Below are 18,335 nucleotides of genomic sequence, written 5' to 3' on the forward strand. Positions count from 1 at the left end.
CGAGAATGAGCTCTTGCCACTGCTGTTGATCACGAAAGGTCTTCATTATGTGTCTCCCAATAAAATAGGGGAACAACATAAATCAGCCGCTTGGTGAAAGGTATGTGCCTTTTGCTAGACGCTTACAAATAAACCCTTAAATCATCTTGCTGAGATTGAATAATTGGTTGGCATTAGTGGTAAAAAATAAAAGCATGCAATGTAATCACGATTTTAAATGCTCAATTTGCCACTAAAATGCTTTAAACAAACGCTTGGTAGATAGTGAGAACTATAAAGGCAGTCTTACCAGCAATGAGAAATATAGCCTATTGAACATATACCCGCGTATGCGCACAATGTATATTATGTTAAATAGGATGTTTGTGTTTATGAGTTAATAACCTGTGTGTGTTCTTTCTCAAACCAAATGGTTTTTGTCTCACTTCGTGGATCTGGCCTTTTAATATTTATAATCCTTGAACAAAAAATTTCGGGTTTAACGTCAGGTCTTCAGCTTGGAATCTTTGATTCGCTATAACGGTACCTTCAAGCTCACTATCTGGTACAAACTTTAGTGAGATGATTTTATTGAATACCTTTTGAGTTAACATCCTTCCAGTTATATATTGATTGCGTTTCCATCCTTGAGCAACACAAGCTGCTATATCAACTCGGCACTTCCAATAACCATAAATCCATTGTTCACAGAAATAGTAACGGTAAATATTTTCATCAGCCAACTCTCCTATCTTCTCACGCATTATAATAAGCGCATCATATTGATCAGTATTGAATTTTGTAGTGAGCCGATCTTCTGGATAATGCTTCACTCATAATTAACTCACCGCTCCCTATTTTATTTTATGAAAAATGTGGAGACTACCGTCCTGACACCGGGGGCTATGGTAGCTTTTATTATTCACATTAAGCTCAGATTATAAGGCTTTTATTCCATTAGGAATCTTTCCATCTGATGTAGAAAAAAATCCTCCACAAACAGCCTTTTTACTACATATATTGCATTCATTCTCATAGCTCGTTTTCCAATCTGAAATACTTTGTACTGAAAACCTCCACAAAGACTCAGGCAATAGGCATAGTTGATGATTAAAGATTTTCACTTTGACATGAGCTTTAGTAAGTTGCCATACAGCCTCTTCCAACTCTTTCATATAATTTTCTGGTTCAACCCAAAGTTCTTCAATATTACTTTTGGCAAAGCCTGTTGCTTCAAGTCCCATAAATGCGACTTGGTCTACAAACTGTAAATTTCTTGCAATAAATTTAGCTAAATTTACAAGGTCTCCAGAATTAGGTTTTTGTATAACGCACCTTAGCTCTACCTTTTGATTAAATTGTTTAAGATTTAAAATTCCTTCAACTGTTTTGTTAAAGGCTCCTTTATCTTGAACAATATAATCATGTCTTTGCTCTATATGGCTATATAACGGTATACCAAACATTAAATCAGAATGTTTGGTTTTAGCTATTTCTGCTATAAAGCCTGTATCAACAAAAGACTTTCCATTTGACAATACATGTAAAGAAGTCCTTGGTAAGTATGAATATAATCGCTCTAAAAGCTCAACAAATTTTTGGCCTAAAATAGTAGGCTCCCCACCAGAAATTCCTATTTCAGGAGTATCTCTATGGAGAAGCGGGATTACATCAAGGTACTCTTCAACTAAGTGCAAATCATTTACTACTTTAGGTGGTTGCGAACACATTAAACAAAAGCTATTGCATTGCTCTGTAACCATAAAGTAGTTTGGAGAAACATTTCTTCTGTAAATTACTCTTAAGTTTAAATTACTAGTAAACCTAATTACATCATCTGTGGCTAAATAGTCAAAATCATCTGCTAAGACGAAAGAGTTAACCCCTTCAACTAAAACAGGTTTCGATGATTCAAAATACAAATAAGAGCCAAAACCTTCAGGAAATTCACCTTTAATAGGACTTTTAATTAAAAGCGCATAATTAGCTCTTAGAGACTCAGGAAAGCTATTGTTTTCCGTAATGCGATAAAAAGTAGTGTCCTTTATATTTGTCACTGATATTAGTCGTGAATTATAGTTAGTTAGTTTTATGGTATGAGCCATTTTAATACCTCGCCCAAGACTTCAATATTCTTTTAGTGTGAAGGTCGCTATCTTCAAGTAATGTTATGAGGAGCTTAAAAATCCCTATGTTTTTCTTGCAAAATCCAGACAACTGCTTATTTCCGACAACATCATTTTGGGTCGCTAGATGATACACAGGATCTGAACCACAATACGGAAGAAATGCGCAATCTGTACATTGCGGACTACTGATTGCAAAAGACTTTTCAATAGAATCCAGCATAAATTCATTACCTATAATCTCTTCATAGGTATTTTCATTTACATTGCCTAACCTGAATTCAGTATGTCCTATCTCAGCTTGCATTCTTGCTTCGTCTGAAGCATATACATCACCATCATAATTATAAATAATGCCGCTTATCATAGCTCCAGCAGGCGACTGTAAGTCTACGTAACCTAAGTCTCTAGCCGTTAAAATTTTAGTTAGAATGAGTGAGCTATATTGCTCTATCAGAGGGTAACCTTGCTTGTTCACCTCGATGATATAAGACAGTGATTCCTTGAAAAAATCTAACCACTTCTCTGTATCATAACGATTAATATGTCCTTTAGTAACAGCAAAACCGTAAGGACTAAGAGGCCTTAAAAAAATAGCATGTAAGCCATTTTTTATATATTCATCAATTATTTCTTTAGAAAAGTCTAAAGACCTTCCTGATGTTGTCATCAAGGCTGAAATATGGTCTATCCCAATATGGCTTTTGACCTTATCAATTGCTGCAACGGTTAGTTGATGTCCGTTATTACCTGGCCTAGGCCTATTTCTATTATGTAATTTAAAAGGTCCATCTAACGATGTACTAATATAAATCCGATATAATTTACAGAACTCAAGTATTTCATCATTCAAAGGCGACAAGTTGGTCGCAATAACATATTGCATGTTTCGACCTTCTGTCTCTGCTCTAATTTCAGCATTTAAAACAATATGCTTTATAACATCAAAATTTAAAAGAGATTCCCCACCTTGAAACTCAATCTTCAAAGCTTTAGCTGGACTTTTAAAGATTAAATTAAGAACCTTATCCGCAGTCTCAACAGTCATGTCAAATTGTGAATTGTCTGACGACAGATTTTGCCTTGAAACTTGGCAATAATGGCAAGTGTAATCACAACGAAGAGTCGTAACAACCATATGCAAAGCAGTAAAATTCTTTAATCTGGCGATTTTTGTTCGGTACTTTAGTCCAGATAATTTTAAAGGAAGTTGAGAAACACCATCATAAATGATGTGTTTTGAATAAAGCTCTGCTAAAAGACTGTCATCAAGTGGTTTACTTCTAGTTATGAGTGAGTTTAAGCTGTCTTGGCTAACAACAATATGTTCACCTACCATATTAGTGATAACCACTCGTTCATTATCCAATTCTGTAAACCGAATAGGTAATAATTTATATTCAGAATTAACAGGGAAATTGTCAGAGCTTTTAAAACGCTTCATTAATGCCATATTATTTCACCAATGCAGTGTTAGAAAAGGCATAAGCTAGAATCAAGTTTCTTTCTGTTTCAGTCTGGTCAGCTATTTTCTGTCTTAACGACTCACTAAGCAATTGGTTTTTAAGTAAATGATAGATATCATTCGCTGTCAGATCTGAGTTAGGTAAACATTCGATTTCGATTTTAATTTCAGTGTCCTTTTCCAAAAAATTAAAACTAGCAAATCCAGTAAACCTATATGATGCACTCTCTACATTCTGCATTGTATAAGTAGTGTTAGATACAACAAGTAAGGCTTTATTATTCAAATCAATAGAAGGTATTTCGATCATAGTTTTTCCTTTAAACACAAAAAAGGACTCTTACAGAATCCTTTTTCAATCTTTACTTAAGTTCTAATCAATATGCTGAAGAACTGTGTGAACTATGCGAGCTATGTGAACTATGTGAACTATGTGAACTATGTGAACTATGCGAGCTGTGTGAACTATGCGACGCATGAGATGCATGAAGGTCATCAGCCCCTGCAGTTAAAGATGGTTCAATCAGGAACTCTAATTCTGTAGCTTTTACTGAACTGTCTATTGAGCCTTTAATAGAACTCTCAGAGTGGGCAGCCTGTGGAGAAGTTATGATTGAGGCATTAGCTGTAGCTAATGTTGCTAATAATACTGATGTGCCTAACAAAAATTTTTTCTTACTCACTTTACACCTCTACCTGTCAATGCCATAAATAATAAAATATAATTTACAATACCATGATTGCTATATTTAAAACTATATAATGCATATTGATATCAAAGAATTTGCTTAAAAACAAGATTTAATTTAAGAAATAAAAACATACAAATCTGTATTAGATTTTGCCTATATTAGGCCAGTCTCGTGTACACAAACTTTTTACGCTGTCCTTGCACTGAATAAATATATTCCAGGCTTTACAACACTGCTCATCTATATCGTTATAGCCTTCAAAACACCTATTTTCCAAACAGTACTGTCTTAATCATTCCCATACCTGCTCTGTTGGGTTTGCTCTGGAGAATAAGGTGTAAATTTGAGCACTGATAAATTATTAAAGTCTTTGGCTACCTCATCCGTATCGAATCTTTGCAATCGCCAAAGCCTGAATATATGAACTAGACAACTAAGCTTTTAACTCCACCTGATGATCATAACCTTGCTTATAGATTTTCTTCACTCTCTCAAACCATGCATAGACTAACTCTTGGGTTTCATTGGTTGCGATTGCATTGCGTATTCCCTTGATTTGGTCCAATTCAAGCATGCCAATGCGTTTATTGACTTTCACTCCAATGGTTACTCTTTGTGGGTGCTCCATTTTAAACGCATAATAGTGTCCTGCGACTATCCGATTATGATAAACAGCAATACAATGCTTTTGAGTCATACCTTCATTAATCAGCGCATCATAATTATCTATTGCGACAAAGTTAGGCTCACTCGCGATCAATTGTGGATATGGTGCATCAGCATCAACTGGCCTGTGTTCCAATCTTTCAATATCATTACGTTGATCAATCCATTGTTGATGCAATCTTTCAAGCTCATCAAATGACGAAAGCTGGCCAATTCTGTTAGCAGGCTCATTAACACCGAGCGCTAAACCCAGTGCTATGGTGTCAGCCAAACAAGCTCGTAACGGCCCTCTTTTGATACTTTTATCATTTGCTATCGCATGGCCTAATTTTGTGCAGGTTAAAAATGGGTATCGGTTATCCAGGCTTATGGTCAAATAGTTTATTACCTGATGATGTTTAAAAACTTTATAGCGACACATTCTCTTATCTAACAGTTTTTTCAAAAACTTTAACTCTATATCTCTATCAAACTTGAGTGTTAGCTTGTCGATAAATTTAAGTGTCGCTTTCGAATTGTCGTATCCGAGTTCACTGAGAATGTCACGTTGTCCTAGTTGGCTTAATGCTAATGCCTTTTCATTATCAATTGGGTACTGCTCACAAATAAGCACTAATAATAATGGGCGCATTAATAGCAATTGAGTGGCTTGCTCACTATTGGCAGCAAGCCATAAAAGCTGATACTGATGCTCAGGAAAAGCATTCGTGATTGAAATATATTGCTCAGGAATTTGCGCCAACCATTCATCACCTAATGCAAACTGAGTGATAAAGTTAAGCCCTAACCCTAGCCCACCTTCTAATAATTCTTTAGGTTTCGTGTCGAAGACTCTATAAGCACATAGCTTTTGATGCCAGCTATGCAGCTCTATATCATAGTCAAAACCCAGGTGAGTGGTTTGTATCGTCAGTTGAAAATCCATATTTCTGCTTAATGTAGTTGTGGCCTAAGGCCTTATATATAGTAAAAACATCAAAACACCTAACTAGCCTGGTGATAACTCCTATATAACTTTAACTTAGTTTATTAAATAATAAATATTTTCTAACTCAAAAATGAATCGTCCCATCACATTAAGCCGATGTCGAGTTTCTTTTTCTACTCAATTAATAGCTTCATTAATTTTGACGGACAAATTGTCCCCTCATTGTTAAATCGTTTCCCTTTAGATGTAATTTTGCTGCACTTGTCGTAATTTCAATTTGTTTTAGTTGAGTTCAATCAACGCTGTCGTAACAATGTCTACATTTATGTCCAACTAGATTTCAACGTTGACAAAAAAGACATAGATTACCTAAGTACTTCTAAATGAATAACAAAATCATAACAAGTTAGGTAGTCATTAAAGTAAATGGATGGAGATTAAAATGACGATGACTAAAAAAACCAACATTGCTATTGCTGTTTGCAGCTTATTGGCGTGCCAATCTGCAATCGCCAATGATGAAAGTGATGTATTTTCCTTAGGTGAAATTGTTGTATCAGGACAGACTGGTGTTAAAGATATTGCTATTCATAACACTATGACAGAAGACCAAATTGAATTAGTTGGCGCAAAAACGGCTGCAGATGCATTAGATTATATTCCTGGCGTGCATACAGCTCAGTCTAGCAAAGGTGAAAAATTCATAACCATTCAAGGATTTGAACAAGATAAAATCTTAATCCTTCTTGATGGTGTACCTTATTATGAAACCAATTACGGTCAGTTAGATTTAAACCAAATTCCAGCAAGCATTATCGCCAAAATTGAAGTGACCAAAGGTGCGTCATCGGTACTGTATGGCCCAAATGGAATGGGTGGCGTGGTGAATATTATTACCAAAAAAGGCCAAGATGGCATTAGTGGCGACCTTGAAGCGTCGCTGGGTCAAAATGGGCAAAATAATGAATCCGCCTCAATCAGTCTCGGTAAAAATGGATTTAGTTTATTTGCAACCGTAAATCACCGTGGTCGAGACTCCATGAGAATGTCTAATGACTATGAACCTGTACTTTCAGATGTAAAAGACAAGTATGGTGATTTACCCTCTGAAATGGTTATTGAAGATGGCGACAAGCGTGAAAATTCATCTTATGACTCCACTAATATCTGGGTACGTGGCGGATATGCTAACGAAAATAGCGAAATTTTTGCCAGTGTGTTCAATCTAGATACCGAACGCGACTTACCTTACAACACCCGTTATAACAAAGTTTTCAGCGATTTCAGTGGTTTTGCAAAAATTTCAGAATATAAAGATACAGGGATAGATTTAAGTGGTCAGCACCGTATTAATGATTCACTCACTCTTCGCGCATTAGCTTATTATCATATCCATGATGACAGCTATGATTCTTATGATACTCCAGAGCAATACGTAAAATTGGCGGTAAGTAGTTATAGTGATTATACCGGTGGTGGAGCTGTTTTTGCCGATATGAACTTTACCGATTGGAATCGTTTAAGCGTATCCGTTAACTATAAAAATGATGTCCATAAGAAAAAAAATGTCGCTTATGTTGACCCTGACGAATCACACGGTTATGAACGCTCTCAATTAGATACTATTAGTTTTGCGGCCGAAGATACCATGACATTTGGGGCGCTCAATGTTGTTGCAGGGATTGCATGGCATAAACAGACTGTTGGTGAAGACCGCGGTATCGATGCAGACACAGATAATGATGATTCAGATACATTTGATCCTAGCTTAGGTATGAGTTACACCTTTGATAACGCAGGGCTTGTTTATGGTTCAATCGCACAAAAAACTCGTTTCGCTACTTTTTCGGAAATGTATGATGATACCGGTGCTCGTCACGATCTTAAACCAGAACGCAATACCAGTTATACATTAGGTTGGAAAAATGATCTTGCTTATACTTGGTTAAACAACATCGATATTGGTCTATTTTATCATGATATTAGCGATAAAATTGTAGAAGTATACTTAACAGATCCAACCGATCCAGACTACAAGCTTGAAGTTAATCAAAATGTGGGCACATCTAAATTCTACGGTATTGAATTCAGCACGTTAAGCCAGTTATCAGAAAATATCAGCTTATCATTTGATTACAGTTACACCCATGCTCGTAATGAAAGTGAAGATCGTGAATCTGATTACTTCCGCGATATCCCTAAAGATTCATTTACCGCAATGTTAAATTGGCATCAACCCACGTTAGACATTAATAGTAATTTACGTGTTCGTTACCGTACGGATATTTTAATTGATGTTGATTCAGACGAATGGGAAAGCGATACATTAACCATCGATATGGGCTTTAAGAAAGCATTTACACCGCAATTTTCTGCATATGTAAACCTCAATAACGTTTTAGACGAGTCGCACTACGAAGGATATGGCCAACCAAATGAAGGCCGTTCTTATGAAGTCGGCGTTAAATATCGTTTTTAAGGATAATGAATGCCTAACATACTATTAAGTATTGTAGCCATTCTACTTTGTGGTCTTTCAAGTGTATCGGCAGCGCCGATACACTTGATTGATCAACAAGGCCGTGAAGTGGTATTACAAAAACCTGCAGAGCGAATAGTCTCAACCTTTACCCCAGCTAATTTATTTTCCTTAAGTTTAGGACTTGCAGATAAATTAGTAGGAATTGGTGGCATGACTAAAAACTCACCGTTTATCAAAAAGCAACTAGGCAATCGTGAACTTTCGGTTGTTGGTAGTCGTTCAGCTGGCACCAGTTTAGAAACCATCATTGCTTTAAATCCTGACTTAGTTTTAGTCTTTGGAAAAAAAGACGGTTATCGATTAGCAGACCGATTAACCTCATTAGGTATTGCCTGTTTAATCATCCAACCAGAAACGTTCTTAGAAGCTCAACAGGTGCTTGACTTGCTGGCTAAAGCTACAGGTACTCAAGATAAAGCTGCGCAAATTGCCGCTGAAAACCTGAGGTTAAAAAACATTATCAACACGGGTTTGGCTGGTTTATCGAAAGAACAAGCTTTACGCGCTTATTATGTCAATAGCTCAGACTTATATCGCACCGCAAGTGAGAAAATGTTCCAGCACCAATTAATGGCTATAGCCGGTGTGGATAATGTCGCTAAAAATATACCGGGGTTCTACCCTAAAGTGAATGTAGAGCAATTATTACTTTGGCAGCCCCAAATATTAATTAGAGAATCTAATGATTCAACCAAGGTCGATGACCAACTGGCGCAATCACTGGTAACACCACTCATTAAATTACCACAAATCATGTTACCTAATAAGAGCTTTTGGAATATGCCATCGCCAATGGCAATGGCTGGCGCGCTTTACATTGCCGTAAACGCATATCCAGAACAATTTAAAGAGGTCGACGCTGAAGCTGAAATAGCCCGTTTTTATCACGTTGCTTTTGGCGATGAATGCTTATCGCCTTTACAAAGTCAGCCTAAATGCCAGTAATGACAAAACCCCATTTATTGCCTATTCAATGGGCGGCGATGGCAATCATCATCCTTTTAGTTGGGTTGTATGCTGGGCGATTTGCCATTAATCCAAGTGATTTGTTAAGCGCCATGCAAAAGTTGCCTTCGGTACTCATTGATTTAATGATGACGGGGCAAGTGTCTGAAGAGTTAACCCAACAAGAACGGATTATTTTACTGATTCGTTTGCCACGGTTACTCACCGCATTAATAGTGGGTGCCGGCCTTGCGGTTTCTGGTGCTGTCTATCAAGGCGTATTTCGAAACCCGTTAGTGTCACCTGATATTCTAGGGGTGGCTTCGGGTTGTATGTTTGGTGCCGCTATGGGCCTAATTCTGCCTGGAAGTAGTTGGTTCACCGTACAGTTACTCGCTTTTGTTTGTGGATTATCAGCCGCTTGCGTTGCGATGTTTATGGCCAGAAAATTTGGCAGCAATAGCATATTGTTGATGTTAATGACCGGTATTATTATCGGGTCAATATTTGGTTCAGGCTTAACCATGCTAAAAGCACTCGCCGATCCTTATGGAGAATTACCCGCAATTGTCTTTTGGTTAATGGGTTCCTTGTCTGCCAGTAGCTGGAGTACTGTAGCGCAACTGGCTGTACCGGTCGTTATTGGATATGGGCTAATTCACTCGCTGCGTTATCGTTTGAATGTTCTCTGTTTGGGTGATCAACAAAGCCGCAGTTTAGGCATAGAACCAGCAAAATTACGCTTAGTATTAATTATTATTAGCTCCTTTATCGTGGCATCTTGCGTGGCAACCGTCGGACAAGTTGCATGGATTGGTTTGGTGGTTCCGCATATGGTGCGCACCTTTGCTGGGGCGAATAATATGCGTGTCATCCCCCTTTCCACCGCAATTGGCGCTATTTTTCTACTGCTAGCTGACAGTGTTGCAAGATCAAGTTTCACCATGGAAATTCCGATTGGGATTGTCACCTCTTTAGTTGGCGCGCCTTTGTTTGCTTTCTTATTATTCCGGTTCCGCCAAGGAGGCACTTACTAATGCTCAAGGTATTTGATATTAGCTTTGCTATTGGCGACAAGCTGTTATTAGACAATGTCAGTTTTGAGTTAAAACCCGGTGAGTTTTTAGCTATTTTAGGCGCAAATGGTGCAGGTAAAACCACATTGATGAATTGCCTGTGTGGTTTAACTCGCCCAAGTAATGGCTCTATATCGTTAAATCAGCGTCCATTAAGTGATATGTCTCGTGCTGACGTCGCCATGCAAATGGCATTGGTGCCTCAGCAACAAGAAACTGCATTTGCTTTTACCGCTTTAGAAATGGTGGTGATGGGGCGAACACCTTTTATTTCCACTTTTGAATCACCATCAGAGCAAGATGTGATTGATGCAAAAAGCATTATGCAATTATTAGATGTTGGCAGGCTTGCTGAAAGTGATTACAACCGCTTATCTGGTGGCGAACGCCAATTAGTTTTATTAGCCAGAGCATTATTTCAAAGTAACCGTTTACTGCTACTTGATGAACCGACAAACCACCTTGATTTTCGTCATCGTTATCAAGTGTTATCTCAAGTTAAGCGCAGTTGTATTGAATTAAACACTGCCGTTATCGCCATTTTACATGATCCCAATTTGGCCCAACTTTACGCTGATAAAGTGCTGCTGCTAGAAGATGGCAAAGTGCTTAATTATGGTGAGCGAGATGTGGTGATGACCAGTCGAAATATTAGTCGCCTTTATGGCATCCCTGCCACTAGCTACCAAGTCGCTCAGACCGAGTTTTTTATTCCCCAAAATGTATTAGGGCAAGCCCCTAGCAAGGTGATGATTATTACTGGCGAAAGCGGCAGCGGCAAAACAACACTGCTTACAGAATTGATTCTGCAATGTCACAAAGACGACATTCCTCTGGCGGGAATACTCTGCCCTGGCGAGATGAAAGACGGCCAAAGGTTCAGTAGCGACATTGTCGATATTGCAACAAATGAACGCTGTTTGTTCGGCCACCGTACAGGCGTACTGGATAAAAAAACCAAGACTCGATTTAGTTTTACTGAGCAGGGAATGGCGTTAGGGATTAAGGCATTATCGCCAAAAGACATTCACATAAAAACGGTCTGTATTATCGATGAAATAGGCCCAATGGAGCTAAACGGACAAGGATTTGGTCACCAAATAGCACCTCTATTAGCCATGGCCGGAAGCCGTCATATTTGGGTCGTTAGGCCCAATTTAGTCAGCCAAGTTTGCCGACATTGGTCTTTACATAACCCTCAAGTTGTCAATATTACCGACACTGATGTACTGAAAAAACTAATACGATTTGTGAAGCATAATCAGCACTATACCGAAACCAAATGACAAGCGTTAATAAGAGCATAATGACATGAATGATACAAGTTTAAGGTCTATTGCAACCGCCGGTAAAACAAGGTTATCGATACGATTTATTAATGTGGCTTTGTTTGGTTTAGCCATATTGATATTAACCCTCATTAATGCCAATAGTCTGCTATTTCCTGCTAGCAGTGAAATAGTTTATTTAGTCGCCACAGCCTTGGTATGTTTGCTGTCGGTGGTTTTCTTAAGCTTACAAAACCGTGCACAAATTAATTATGTGTTTATCTTATGTGCGATAGCACTTGCAATGCTGATGTACAGTCAAATGCTTACCCCGCCTAAAGACAGTAGCGCAATGCTAACCTCTATTTGGGCACAATTATTTTTCTTATCACGGCCATTAGCCTTGGGTTTAGCCATTGCCGGATGTTTGGGTTATTTAATACAAGCAATACGCAGTGAGGCCAATTTAGAAAGCCATAGTCACCTTTTAAGTTTATTTGCAGGAACTGCCTATTTAGGCGGTGAGATTGCGGGAAGTTATTGGGCATTTATCGGCTGGGGACGCAGTTGGAGCTGGAGTGGTCACTTTTTCTTATCGGCATTAACTTACCTGTTGTTTATTTTGGTATTTCACATCCCTAAAGCGTGGTTTTCCAATGCCAGCGCACTGTACATGGGAAAGGCTGTTGTATTGGGTTTTATTAGCCTATTGATGTTGGGATATCGATTACTATGAAGATGAACTGGTTATTTTCAATGCGTTTAGCATTCGTCTTATTAGTCCTCGTTTCTCTATGGTTTGCTGCAGGCATGGCTATTAGTGAACACGAAGCATCAAGACAAGTGTTTAAGTCATTAAATGATTTACCTATGTCTCATTGGTTAGCCCCTTTATTAACAGCCCCAGTGGTTGCTGTTTGGCTTATTGGGTTAGTCGGATTAATGGTGTTATTAGGTGTAAATACCGCTTTGTGTTCTTGGCGCGATTTATGGCCGACTTGGCGCCGCAAACGTTGGCATAGCCCACGGATAATGATGTTGCCCATACATGTTCTCACTCTATTGGTCTTTTTATTTCATGGCATCGATTTGGTGTTCATTCATGGGCACGATAGCGCGGTACTGCATCAAGGCCAGCGCTTCTCCAGTGGACATTATCAAATACAACTGACCAATGTAGATTATCAAGATGATGTTTCACTCATTAAACAAGATGAAACAGGCAAAAGCCCTGCAGGCAGAATTACTCGCCGCAGCGTAGAGCAATTTGATCCACGTAAAAATAAGGCACATTTTATTGTCGATGATGGCCATCACAAAGTCAGTGGTGAAGCCGAATTTATGCGTCAATTTAGAGTGGATGATTTATACCTCACTGTGACCGATTTTAGTATCCCTTATCAAAAGGATAATCTTGGTGTCCATGTCAAAGTTGTTGCCGTTCATAACCCGTTAGTAAACTACTTTTTTGCTTGTTATGGATTATTGCTATTAAGCCTATTCATTCAAGGGTTTGTGTTTTGGCGCCGCTCATACAAAAAAGGAACGCGATGATGACAAGTCGAATGACATTAAATGCTGTATTACCCTGCTTATTATTACTTAGCAATATAACAATGGCGAGTGACACTAAACAGGTAAACGAACAGCTTGCCGTTGATGCTTTAGCCGAGCAATGGGCAGAAAAAATACAACAGCCCATACAGCAATCGGTTCAATTAGGACAAGAAGCTGCTGATTGGCAACAACAAAAAATGCATGCTTTATCTGAGCAACAACAAAGCTTAGGCGAGCTATATTGGACTGAATACCAACTGCAAAAAAAACAAAATAATTTACGATCGCTGCAACTAGAAATCGCTCAGTTACAACAAGATATTGATACGATTAATGTGCTAAAGCAACAACTTGAACCTCAACTAGAGGTTTGGTATGCCATGTTAGAGCAACAAGTATTCTCTGATTTGCCATTTGATTTTGCTGAACGTAAACGACGTTTAGCGTTTTTACGTAGCGCAATGGATAAAAGCGAGTTGCCATTAGCAGAACGCTTTAGACGTTTATTGGAAGTCATCAGTATTGAAGTGGCTTACGGATACGGCCAGCAAGTAAACCAAGATGTGATCGTAATAGATGAAAAAACGATGCAAGTTAACTTGTTACGTTTAGGTCGCTTAGCTTGGTTTTACATGACCCCAGATGAACAACAATTTGGCTGGTTTGATCAAAAAACTCGCCAGTGGAATAGCATACCAATTAATGAACAAGGCGATTTAAGATTGGCAATGGCCATTACCATGAACAAGCAAATTGCTGAAATCGTCAATGTACCATTAGGAGTGCAAAGATAATGAAAGCAATATTGATTATTTTACTCCTTTGCCTCTTAACCTTAACCTGTGCGCCAAATGCTGTGGCATTAGAAAAAGATGAAATCATACCGCAAAGTGATAAATACAGCCAAATAGATCAAGCTGTGGACATTCATGCAAAAGCGCTCAATCAACAAAATCAGCAATGGCGTAGTCGCCTTAAACAGGAAATATCTGACGTAAAAAGTAATCAACAAGATTTAGACCAGCGCTTAAGTGATAAAAAACAAAAGCTCGCGGCTATTAATCAAAAAATAGCCGCATTAAGCGTGCATAAAAATACTTTAACCAATGATTATCAAAGTATTGTTGATGATATGAAGCTAGTCCAAGGAGCATATCAAAAAACGATCCGCAGCCTATCGCAACAATGGCAACAAAGTCCGACTCAATTAATAGAGCCACAAAGACGACAATCATTGGAAAAAGCGCAATCCCATCTTGGCTTTCCTAACTTAGTCCGTTTAAATGAATTAGTCACTTATGCTGTTGATGATATGAAAATGACCGCTGAAATCACAAAAACGAATACGCCTATTAGTTTTGAAGATGGCCACGTAAGTGACGAAAATCTTCGTGTTATTGGTGGGTTAATGGCGGTTAGTGACACTAAAACACCAAAATTCATTATGTTTACCGATAAATTACCCACGGCAATTACTCCCAATAATTCGACAATCAGTCACAACATCAATCAGTGGTTAACCAATCAAACGCAATTACTGCCGCTCGATTTAAGCCAAGGACGGATGTTGCCAAGTTTGGCTGATAAACAAACCTTTATTGATTGGGTAAAAAAAGGGGGCGAAGTGCTATGGCCTATCCTCATTTTAGCCGTGATTGGAGTCATCATTGCTTTATGGCGAGCCGTTGTATTGTTCAAATGGAGACCATTAGCTCAGTTAATCAATGACGATATTCAAGTCAATGAAAGTAAAGTAGAAAATACTGATTTAAGCTTGATAAAACAGCAATTGCTGAAGACTTCGCGTACTCCCGCAGCATCGGTACTCGCAAACGCTATGGTCATAGATTCGAGTGTTGAATCGATGGATCTCAGACTAAAACAACTCATGCTAAAACAAATGTCAAAGTTTGAACGAGGTTTAGGTTTTATCGCATTACTGGCTGCAATGGCACCTATGCTTGGGTTGCTAGGTACGGTATCGGGTATGATTGAAACCTTCCAATCGCTCACCGAATTTGGTAATAGCGATCCTAAATTATTATCACAAGGTATCAGTAAAGCATTAATCACCACTCAAGCAGGTTTACTGGTTGCACTACCGTTATTATTACTGCATTACCCATTGAAACGCCGAGCACAAGCCCTTAGCTTAAATATGGAACAACAAGCAGCGTTATTACTTGCGCTGTTTATTGAGTCTGGTGATAAACATGACAATTAATAGCATCATTTATTCAATTAGCCAATTTGAGCATTCACTGCTCGCGTTTATTGACGTTGGCGGAATTGTCATGTGGCCACTTTTTGGTTGTTGTTTGTGGATGTTATGGCTGGCAAGCCAAATCGTATTTAAGTCATATGATTTATCTTATATCCGCACCACGACACCGACTTGTCCTGACTGGCTTAATCATCGACTTGACTCAATTGCATTAAGACAAGCATATCAACAACACTATTTTGATCTTCAAGGCGTCAAACTATTATCTATGATTGCGCCGCTATTAGGATTATTAGGCACCGTTAGCGGAATGATCGCCATGTTTACTGCGGGTGCAGACTACGGTTTTCATGACCCAGCGGTGATCTCTGCGGGAATATCCATGGCAATGGTCACCACTCAAACAGGACTTTTTATTGGGTTAAGTGGGGCATTATTAGCATTTTTCTGGCAAAGAAAACTGAACAAAATTCAACGTATTGATCTTGTAAGAGGTTACCATGCTGAGTGATCGCTTTAGGCAAGATAAAGATCCTGAAATCAATATGACTCCCATGCTTGATGTGGTATTCATTCTACTTATTTTCTTTATTGTATCGACCAATTTTGTGCAACAATCTGCCGTTGAAATACACCGTCCCTATGCCAGCACAGCTACTCGAGTAGAGGGCAGCCCCATCATAGTGACCTTAGATACCACTGGAAGGGTGTACTTCGAGTCTAAAGAAATCGATATCTATTATTTACCCGGTAAGTTACAGCAAATAGTCAGCCAAACACCCAAAATAAAATTATTGATTGTTGCGGATACCAATTGCCCAACTGGAGTAACCATAAAAGTACTCGATATAGCCAAAAAAGCCGGGATCAGCTTTAGTTCTGTTGCGTCCGAGAGTGACTAATGAAACAAAAGCCGCATTATAAAATAGCAATAGTGAGCGTCCGATTATTATTATCAATTGGACTCACCATTTTGTTGTGTTTTTATCTGCCGAACGCTTTAAATCACAAACCTTCACAACGATTAATTAATAGTAAGCCTGCCACTTTGGCAATGACTTTACCTGAAGTCGAAAAAACAAAATCACCGAAAATAGAAACGGTGGAATTAACCCAAACCACCGCAAAAGTCGCGCCACCACTGACAATGAACTTACCTATTATGGCTAATGTCGCCGACACACCAATACAGCAACCCGTTTTTTCCGCACCTTCAATGGACAGCACTCCCCTACCCAGCCTAGGCCCGATGACTATGGGTATAAAAGATGTCGATCAACCACCCGAATTACTGAAATATATTCAACCACAAATGCCCATCGCAGGACGAAAATACAAAGACGGCGGCAAAGTACTATTACGATTAATAGTTGAGGCTAATGGCTTGGTAAGCCAAGTGAATGTAGTAGAGTCAAATCCTGCAAAAGTATTTGATGATTCTGCTATTCAAGCTGCACGAAAATGGCGCTTTAAACCGGCAATATTATCAGGTGAGGCCGTTAAGGTTTTTGTTGATGTTCCCATTAACTTTAAGGTCAATTAATTTACGATGAAGTATCTTACAGCCTTCATATTGATTATCTTTTTACTTGTCGGTGTTAATGCTCAATCTCGTGAGCTCAGCCATTTTGAGTCGAATCAACTTTATAAAGTGAATCAATTACACGAAAAAGAAAATTATGCTGCCGCCTCCCGCTTAATTCAACCACTACTTGAGCAACAAAAACCTCATCCAACCGTATTCAAGTATGGCTGTAAAATCTTGAGTGATACTGAAGCTCAAGCAGAAGCATTAAGCTGTTGGACTCGAGGATACAAGCTTTATCCTAATGATAGTAATTTAGCCATCAACTTTGCTGATTCATTGTTAAAATCTAATCAGTATCAAATGGTGATAGATGTACTAACCCCGTTACTGGTATCAAATAGTGATCAAGTTTTATTGGTGCAAGCTCGTTACATTATCGGTTATGCACATTATCAGTTAGCACAATATCAAGCGGTTATTGATGTGCTATTAATCTCGCCAGTAAAGCAACATTGGTGGCCACTCATTAGTTATAGTCAATTAGCATTGGAGGATTGGCAAGGGGCTAAAAGTAGTGCACAGCAGTGGCTAAAAAGTGCGCCAGATAATCTAGCCGCTTGGCAAATTTTAGCTCAGAGTGAAATGGGATTAGATAATCCAATGGCAGCAGCTGTCGCGATAGATATCGCTCGGTTAGTTAATGATGATAAAACACCCGTAAATGTTAACTTATTAGGTAATCTGAAAGCCTATAACTTTGCCAGTGAATGCTTATCTCAATCACAACAAAGTCGACAAGTTTTTACCACACAAGATTATACTTGTGCTCAGTATGCGTGGCTTTCTGGTCAATATCAGCAGGCGTTAGATTTTATGCAATCATTTGTCATTGATAGCAATTTGAGTACCGTCGTATACGACGATTTTTATTTACTTCAAGGACAATTATTTGCGGTACTCAAACAAAACGACAAAGCAATAAGTGCATGGAAAAAAGTAGGACAACAAGCATTAGCAATGGGCACCGCAACAGAAATCAAATACGCCCGACAAAAACGTAATCAACAACAAGGACAAGCCTTATTATTAATGGGGCAACATTACTGGTTAGCCCAGCAATGGCCAGAAGCCAAAGCCTGTTATCGCAAGCTAGAACAAACGCCAGGGTTTGAACCTATCGCAAATGCTTATATTCAAAACTTAATTGGATTTGGTCTATAAGTAAAATAGCTTTATATCTTACTCGAGATAGCATTAAAAATTTTTCATTGGTCATATTCTATGTTCTGGTCTAATTCCATCGGACACTTAATTTTGAGACAGTATGATCAATAAATTA

At 38.5% G+C, this 18,335-nt stretch carries 17 protein-coding genes and 1 pseudogene; 12 read left to right on the forward strand and 6 right to left on the reverse strand.

The window, feature by feature from the left end; genetic code table 11:
* Nucleotides 1-449 precede the first annotated feature (449 nt).
* The 6 genes and pseudogenes from IEY48_RS00005 to IEY48_RS00025 form a co-directional block, all read right to left on the reverse strand.
* The gene (locus IEY48_RS00005) at nt 450-812 is read right to left on the reverse strand and encodes a hypothetical protein (RefSeq protein WP_188916294.1); all 363 of its coding nucleotides are present in this window, start codon (nt 810-812) and stop codon (nt 450-452) included.
* A gap of 105 nt (nt 813-917) precedes the next feature.
* Nucleotides 918-2,084, reverse strand: a complete 1,167-nt coding sequence (gene hxsC, locus IEY48_RS00010) for a His-Xaa-Ser system radical SAM maturase HxsC (protein ID WP_188916295.1) — start codon at nt 2,082-2,084, stop codon at nt 918-920.
* 1 nt (nt 2,085) lies between these two features.
* Nucleotides 2,086-3,558: a His-Xaa-Ser system radical SAM maturase HxsB gene (gene hxsB, locus IEY48_RS00015; RefSeq protein WP_229786267.1), complete on the reverse strand. Its 1,473-nt coding sequence runs from the start codon at nt 3,556-3,558 to the stop codon at nt 2,086-2,088.
* Nucleotide 3,559: 1 nt separating this feature from the next.
* Complete coding sequence (locus IEY48_RS00020; protein ID WP_188916296.1) at nt 3,560-3,880, reverse strand: HxsD-related protein; 321 nt, start codon at nt 3,878-3,880, stop codon at nt 3,560-3,562.
* Nucleotides 3,881-4,404: 524 nt separating this feature from the next.
* Nucleotides 4,405-4,643, reverse strand: a pseudogene (locus tag IEY48_RS20375) (IS630 family transposase); the annotation flags it as partial.
* A gap of 52 nt (nt 4,644-4,695) precedes the next feature.
* Nucleotides 4,696-5,853 (reverse strand): PcfJ domain-containing protein, encoded by a 1,158-nt coding sequence (locus IEY48_RS00025; protein ID WP_188916297.1) that lies wholly within the window; start codon nt 5,851-5,853, stop codon nt 4,696-4,698.
* A 445-nt stretch (nt 5,854-6,298) separates the two neighbouring features.
* Here IEY48_RS00025 and IEY48_RS00030 point away from each other — a divergent pair, with 445 nt between their 5' ends.
* The 12 genes from IEY48_RS00030 (at nt 6,299) to IEY48_RS00085 (ending at nt 18,217) form a co-directional block, all read left to right on the forward strand.
* Nucleotides 6,299-8,335, forward strand: a complete 2,037-nt coding sequence (locus IEY48_RS00030) for a TonB-dependent receptor plug domain-containing protein (protein ID WP_188916298.1) — start codon at nt 6,299-6,301, stop codon at nt 8,333-8,335.
* Nucleotides 8,336-8,344: 9 nt separating this feature from the next.
* Nucleotides 8,345-9,343, forward strand: coding sequence for an ABC transporter substrate-binding protein (locus IEY48_RS00035; RefSeq protein WP_188916299.1), 999 nt, complete (start codon nt 8,345-8,347; stop codon nt 9,341-9,343).
* Nucleotides 9,334-10,380: a FecCD family ABC transporter permease gene (locus IEY48_RS00040; RefSeq protein ID WP_229786268.1), complete on the forward strand. Its 1,047-nt coding sequence runs from the start codon at nt 9,334-9,336 to the stop codon at nt 10,378-10,380. Before IEY48_RS00035 ends, IEY48_RS00040 begins: the two co-directional genes overlap by 10 nt.
* Nucleotides 10,380-11,705, forward strand: coding sequence for an ATP-binding cassette domain-containing protein (locus IEY48_RS00045; RefSeq protein WP_188916300.1), 1,326 nt, complete (start codon nt 10,380-10,382; stop codon nt 11,703-11,705). Before IEY48_RS00040 ends, IEY48_RS00045 begins: the two co-directional genes overlap by 1 nt.
* A gap of 25 nt (nt 11,706-11,730) precedes the next feature.
* Nucleotides 11,731-12,423, forward strand: a complete 693-nt coding sequence (locus tag IEY48_RS00050; RefSeq protein WP_188916301.1) for a hypothetical protein — start codon at nt 11,731-11,733, stop codon at nt 12,421-12,423.
* A complete protein-coding gene (locus IEY48_RS00055; RefSeq protein ID WP_188916302.1) occupies nt 12,420-13,241 on the forward strand; it encodes a hypothetical protein in 822 nt (273 codons plus the stop codon). Before IEY48_RS00050 ends, IEY48_RS00055 begins: the two co-directional genes overlap by 4 nt.
* Nucleotides 13,238-14,038 (forward strand): DUF3450 family protein, encoded by an 801-nt coding sequence (locus IEY48_RS00060; protein ID WP_229786269.1) that lies wholly within the window; start codon nt 13,238-13,240, stop codon nt 14,036-14,038. Before IEY48_RS00055 ends, IEY48_RS00060 begins: the two co-directional genes overlap by 4 nt.
* Nucleotides 14,038-15,468: a MotA/TolQ/ExbB proton channel family protein gene (locus tag IEY48_RS00065; protein WP_188916303.1), complete on the forward strand. Its 1,431-nt coding sequence runs from the start codon at nt 14,038-14,040 to the stop codon at nt 15,466-15,468. Before IEY48_RS00060 ends, IEY48_RS00065 begins: the two co-directional genes overlap by 1 nt.
* Nucleotides 15,458-15,979 carry a MotA/TolQ/ExbB proton channel family protein gene (locus IEY48_RS00070; protein WP_188916304.1) on the forward strand — a complete coding sequence of 174 codons (522 nt, stop codon included), beginning with the start codon at nt 15,458-15,460 and terminating at the stop codon, nt 15,977-15,979. The genes IEY48_RS00065 and IEY48_RS00070 overlap by 11 nt, the downstream gene beginning before the upstream one ends.
* Nucleotides 15,969-16,370 (forward strand): ExbD/TolR family protein, encoded by a 402-nt coding sequence (locus IEY48_RS00075; protein WP_188916305.1) that lies wholly within the window; start codon nt 15,969-15,971, stop codon nt 16,368-16,370. Before IEY48_RS00070 ends, IEY48_RS00075 begins: the two co-directional genes overlap by 11 nt.
* Before the next feature lie 152 nt (nt 16,371-16,522).
* A complete protein-coding gene (locus IEY48_RS00080; protein ID WP_229786285.1) occupies nt 16,523-17,011 on the forward strand; it encodes an energy transducer TonB in 489 nt (162 codons plus the stop codon).
* A gap of 6 nt (nt 17,012-17,017) precedes the next feature.
* Complete coding sequence (locus IEY48_RS00085; protein WP_188916307.1) at nt 17,018-18,217, forward strand: tetratricopeptide repeat protein; 1,200 nt, start codon at nt 17,018-17,020, stop codon at nt 18,215-18,217.
* The last annotated feature ends 118 nt before the right edge of the window (nt 18,218-18,335 follow it).

This window comes from Shewanella saliphila, assembly GCF_014648295.1.
Taxonomy (GTDB): domain Bacteria; phylum Pseudomonadota; class Gammaproteobacteria; order Enterobacterales; family Shewanellaceae; genus Shewanella; species Shewanella saliphila.

What these genes read in the sequence shown, in the direction of transcription:
- IEY48_RS00030 (WP_188916298.1), top strand. Translation starts at nt 6,299, where the DNA reads ATGACGATGACTAAAAAAACCAACATTGCTATTGCTGTTTGCAGCTTA.
- IEY48_RS00055 (WP_188916302.1), top strand. Translation starts at nt 12,420, where the DNA reads ATGAAGATGAACTGGTTATTTTCAATGCGTTTAGCATTCGTCTTATTA.
- IEY48_RS00040 (WP_229786268.1), top strand. Translation starts at nt 9,334, where the DNA reads ATGCCAGTAATGACAAAACCCCATTTATTGCCTATTCAATGGGCGGCG.
- IEY48_RS00035 (WP_188916299.1), top strand. Translation starts at nt 8,345, where the DNA reads ATGCCTAACATACTATTAAGTATTGTAGCCATTCTACTTTGTGGTCTT.
- IEY48_RS00085 (WP_188916307.1), top strand. Translation starts at nt 17,018, where the DNA reads ATGAAGTATCTTACAGCCTTCATATTGATTATCTTTTTACTTGTCGGT.
- hxsB (WP_229786267.1), bottom strand. Translation starts at nt 3,558, where the DNA reads ATGGCATTAATGAAGCGTTTTAAAAGCTCTGACAATTTCCCTGTTAAT.
- IEY48_RS00020 (WP_188916296.1), bottom strand. Translation starts at nt 3,880, where the DNA reads ATGATCGAAATACCTTCTATTGATTTGAATAATAAAGCCTTACTTGTT.
- IEY48_RS00060 (WP_229786269.1), top strand. Translation starts at nt 13,238, where the DNA reads ATGATGACAAGTCGAATGACATTAAATGCTGTATTACCCTGCTTATTA.
- IEY48_RS00070 (WP_188916304.1), top strand. Translation starts at nt 15,458, where the DNA reads ATGACAATTAATAGCATCATTTATTCAATTAGCCAATTTGAGCATTCA.
- IEY48_RS00075 (WP_188916305.1), top strand. Translation starts at nt 15,969, where the DNA reads ATGCTGAGTGATCGCTTTAGGCAAGATAAAGATCCTGAAATCAATATG.
- IEY48_RS00065 (WP_188916303.1), top strand. Translation starts at nt 14,038, where the DNA reads ATGAAAGCAATATTGATTATTTTACTCCTTTGCCTCTTAACCTTAACC.
- IEY48_RS00080 (WP_229786285.1), top strand. Translation starts at nt 16,523, where the DNA reads ATGACTTTACCTGAAGTCGAAAAAACAAAATCACCGAAAATAGAAACG.
- IEY48_RS00025 (WP_188916297.1), bottom strand. Translation starts at nt 5,853, where the DNA reads ATGGATTTTCAACTGACGATACAAACCACTCACCTGGGTTTTGACTAT.
- IEY48_RS00050 (WP_188916301.1), top strand. Translation starts at nt 11,731, where the DNA reads ATGAATGATACAAGTTTAAGGTCTATTGCAACCGCCGGTAAAACAAGG.
- hxsC (WP_188916295.1), bottom strand. Translation starts at nt 2,084, where the DNA reads ATGGCTCATACCATAAAACTAACTAACTATAATTCACGACTAATATCA.
- IEY48_RS00045 (WP_188916300.1), top strand. Translation starts at nt 10,380, where the DNA reads ATGCTCAAGGTATTTGATATTAGCTTTGCTATTGGCGACAAGCTGTTA.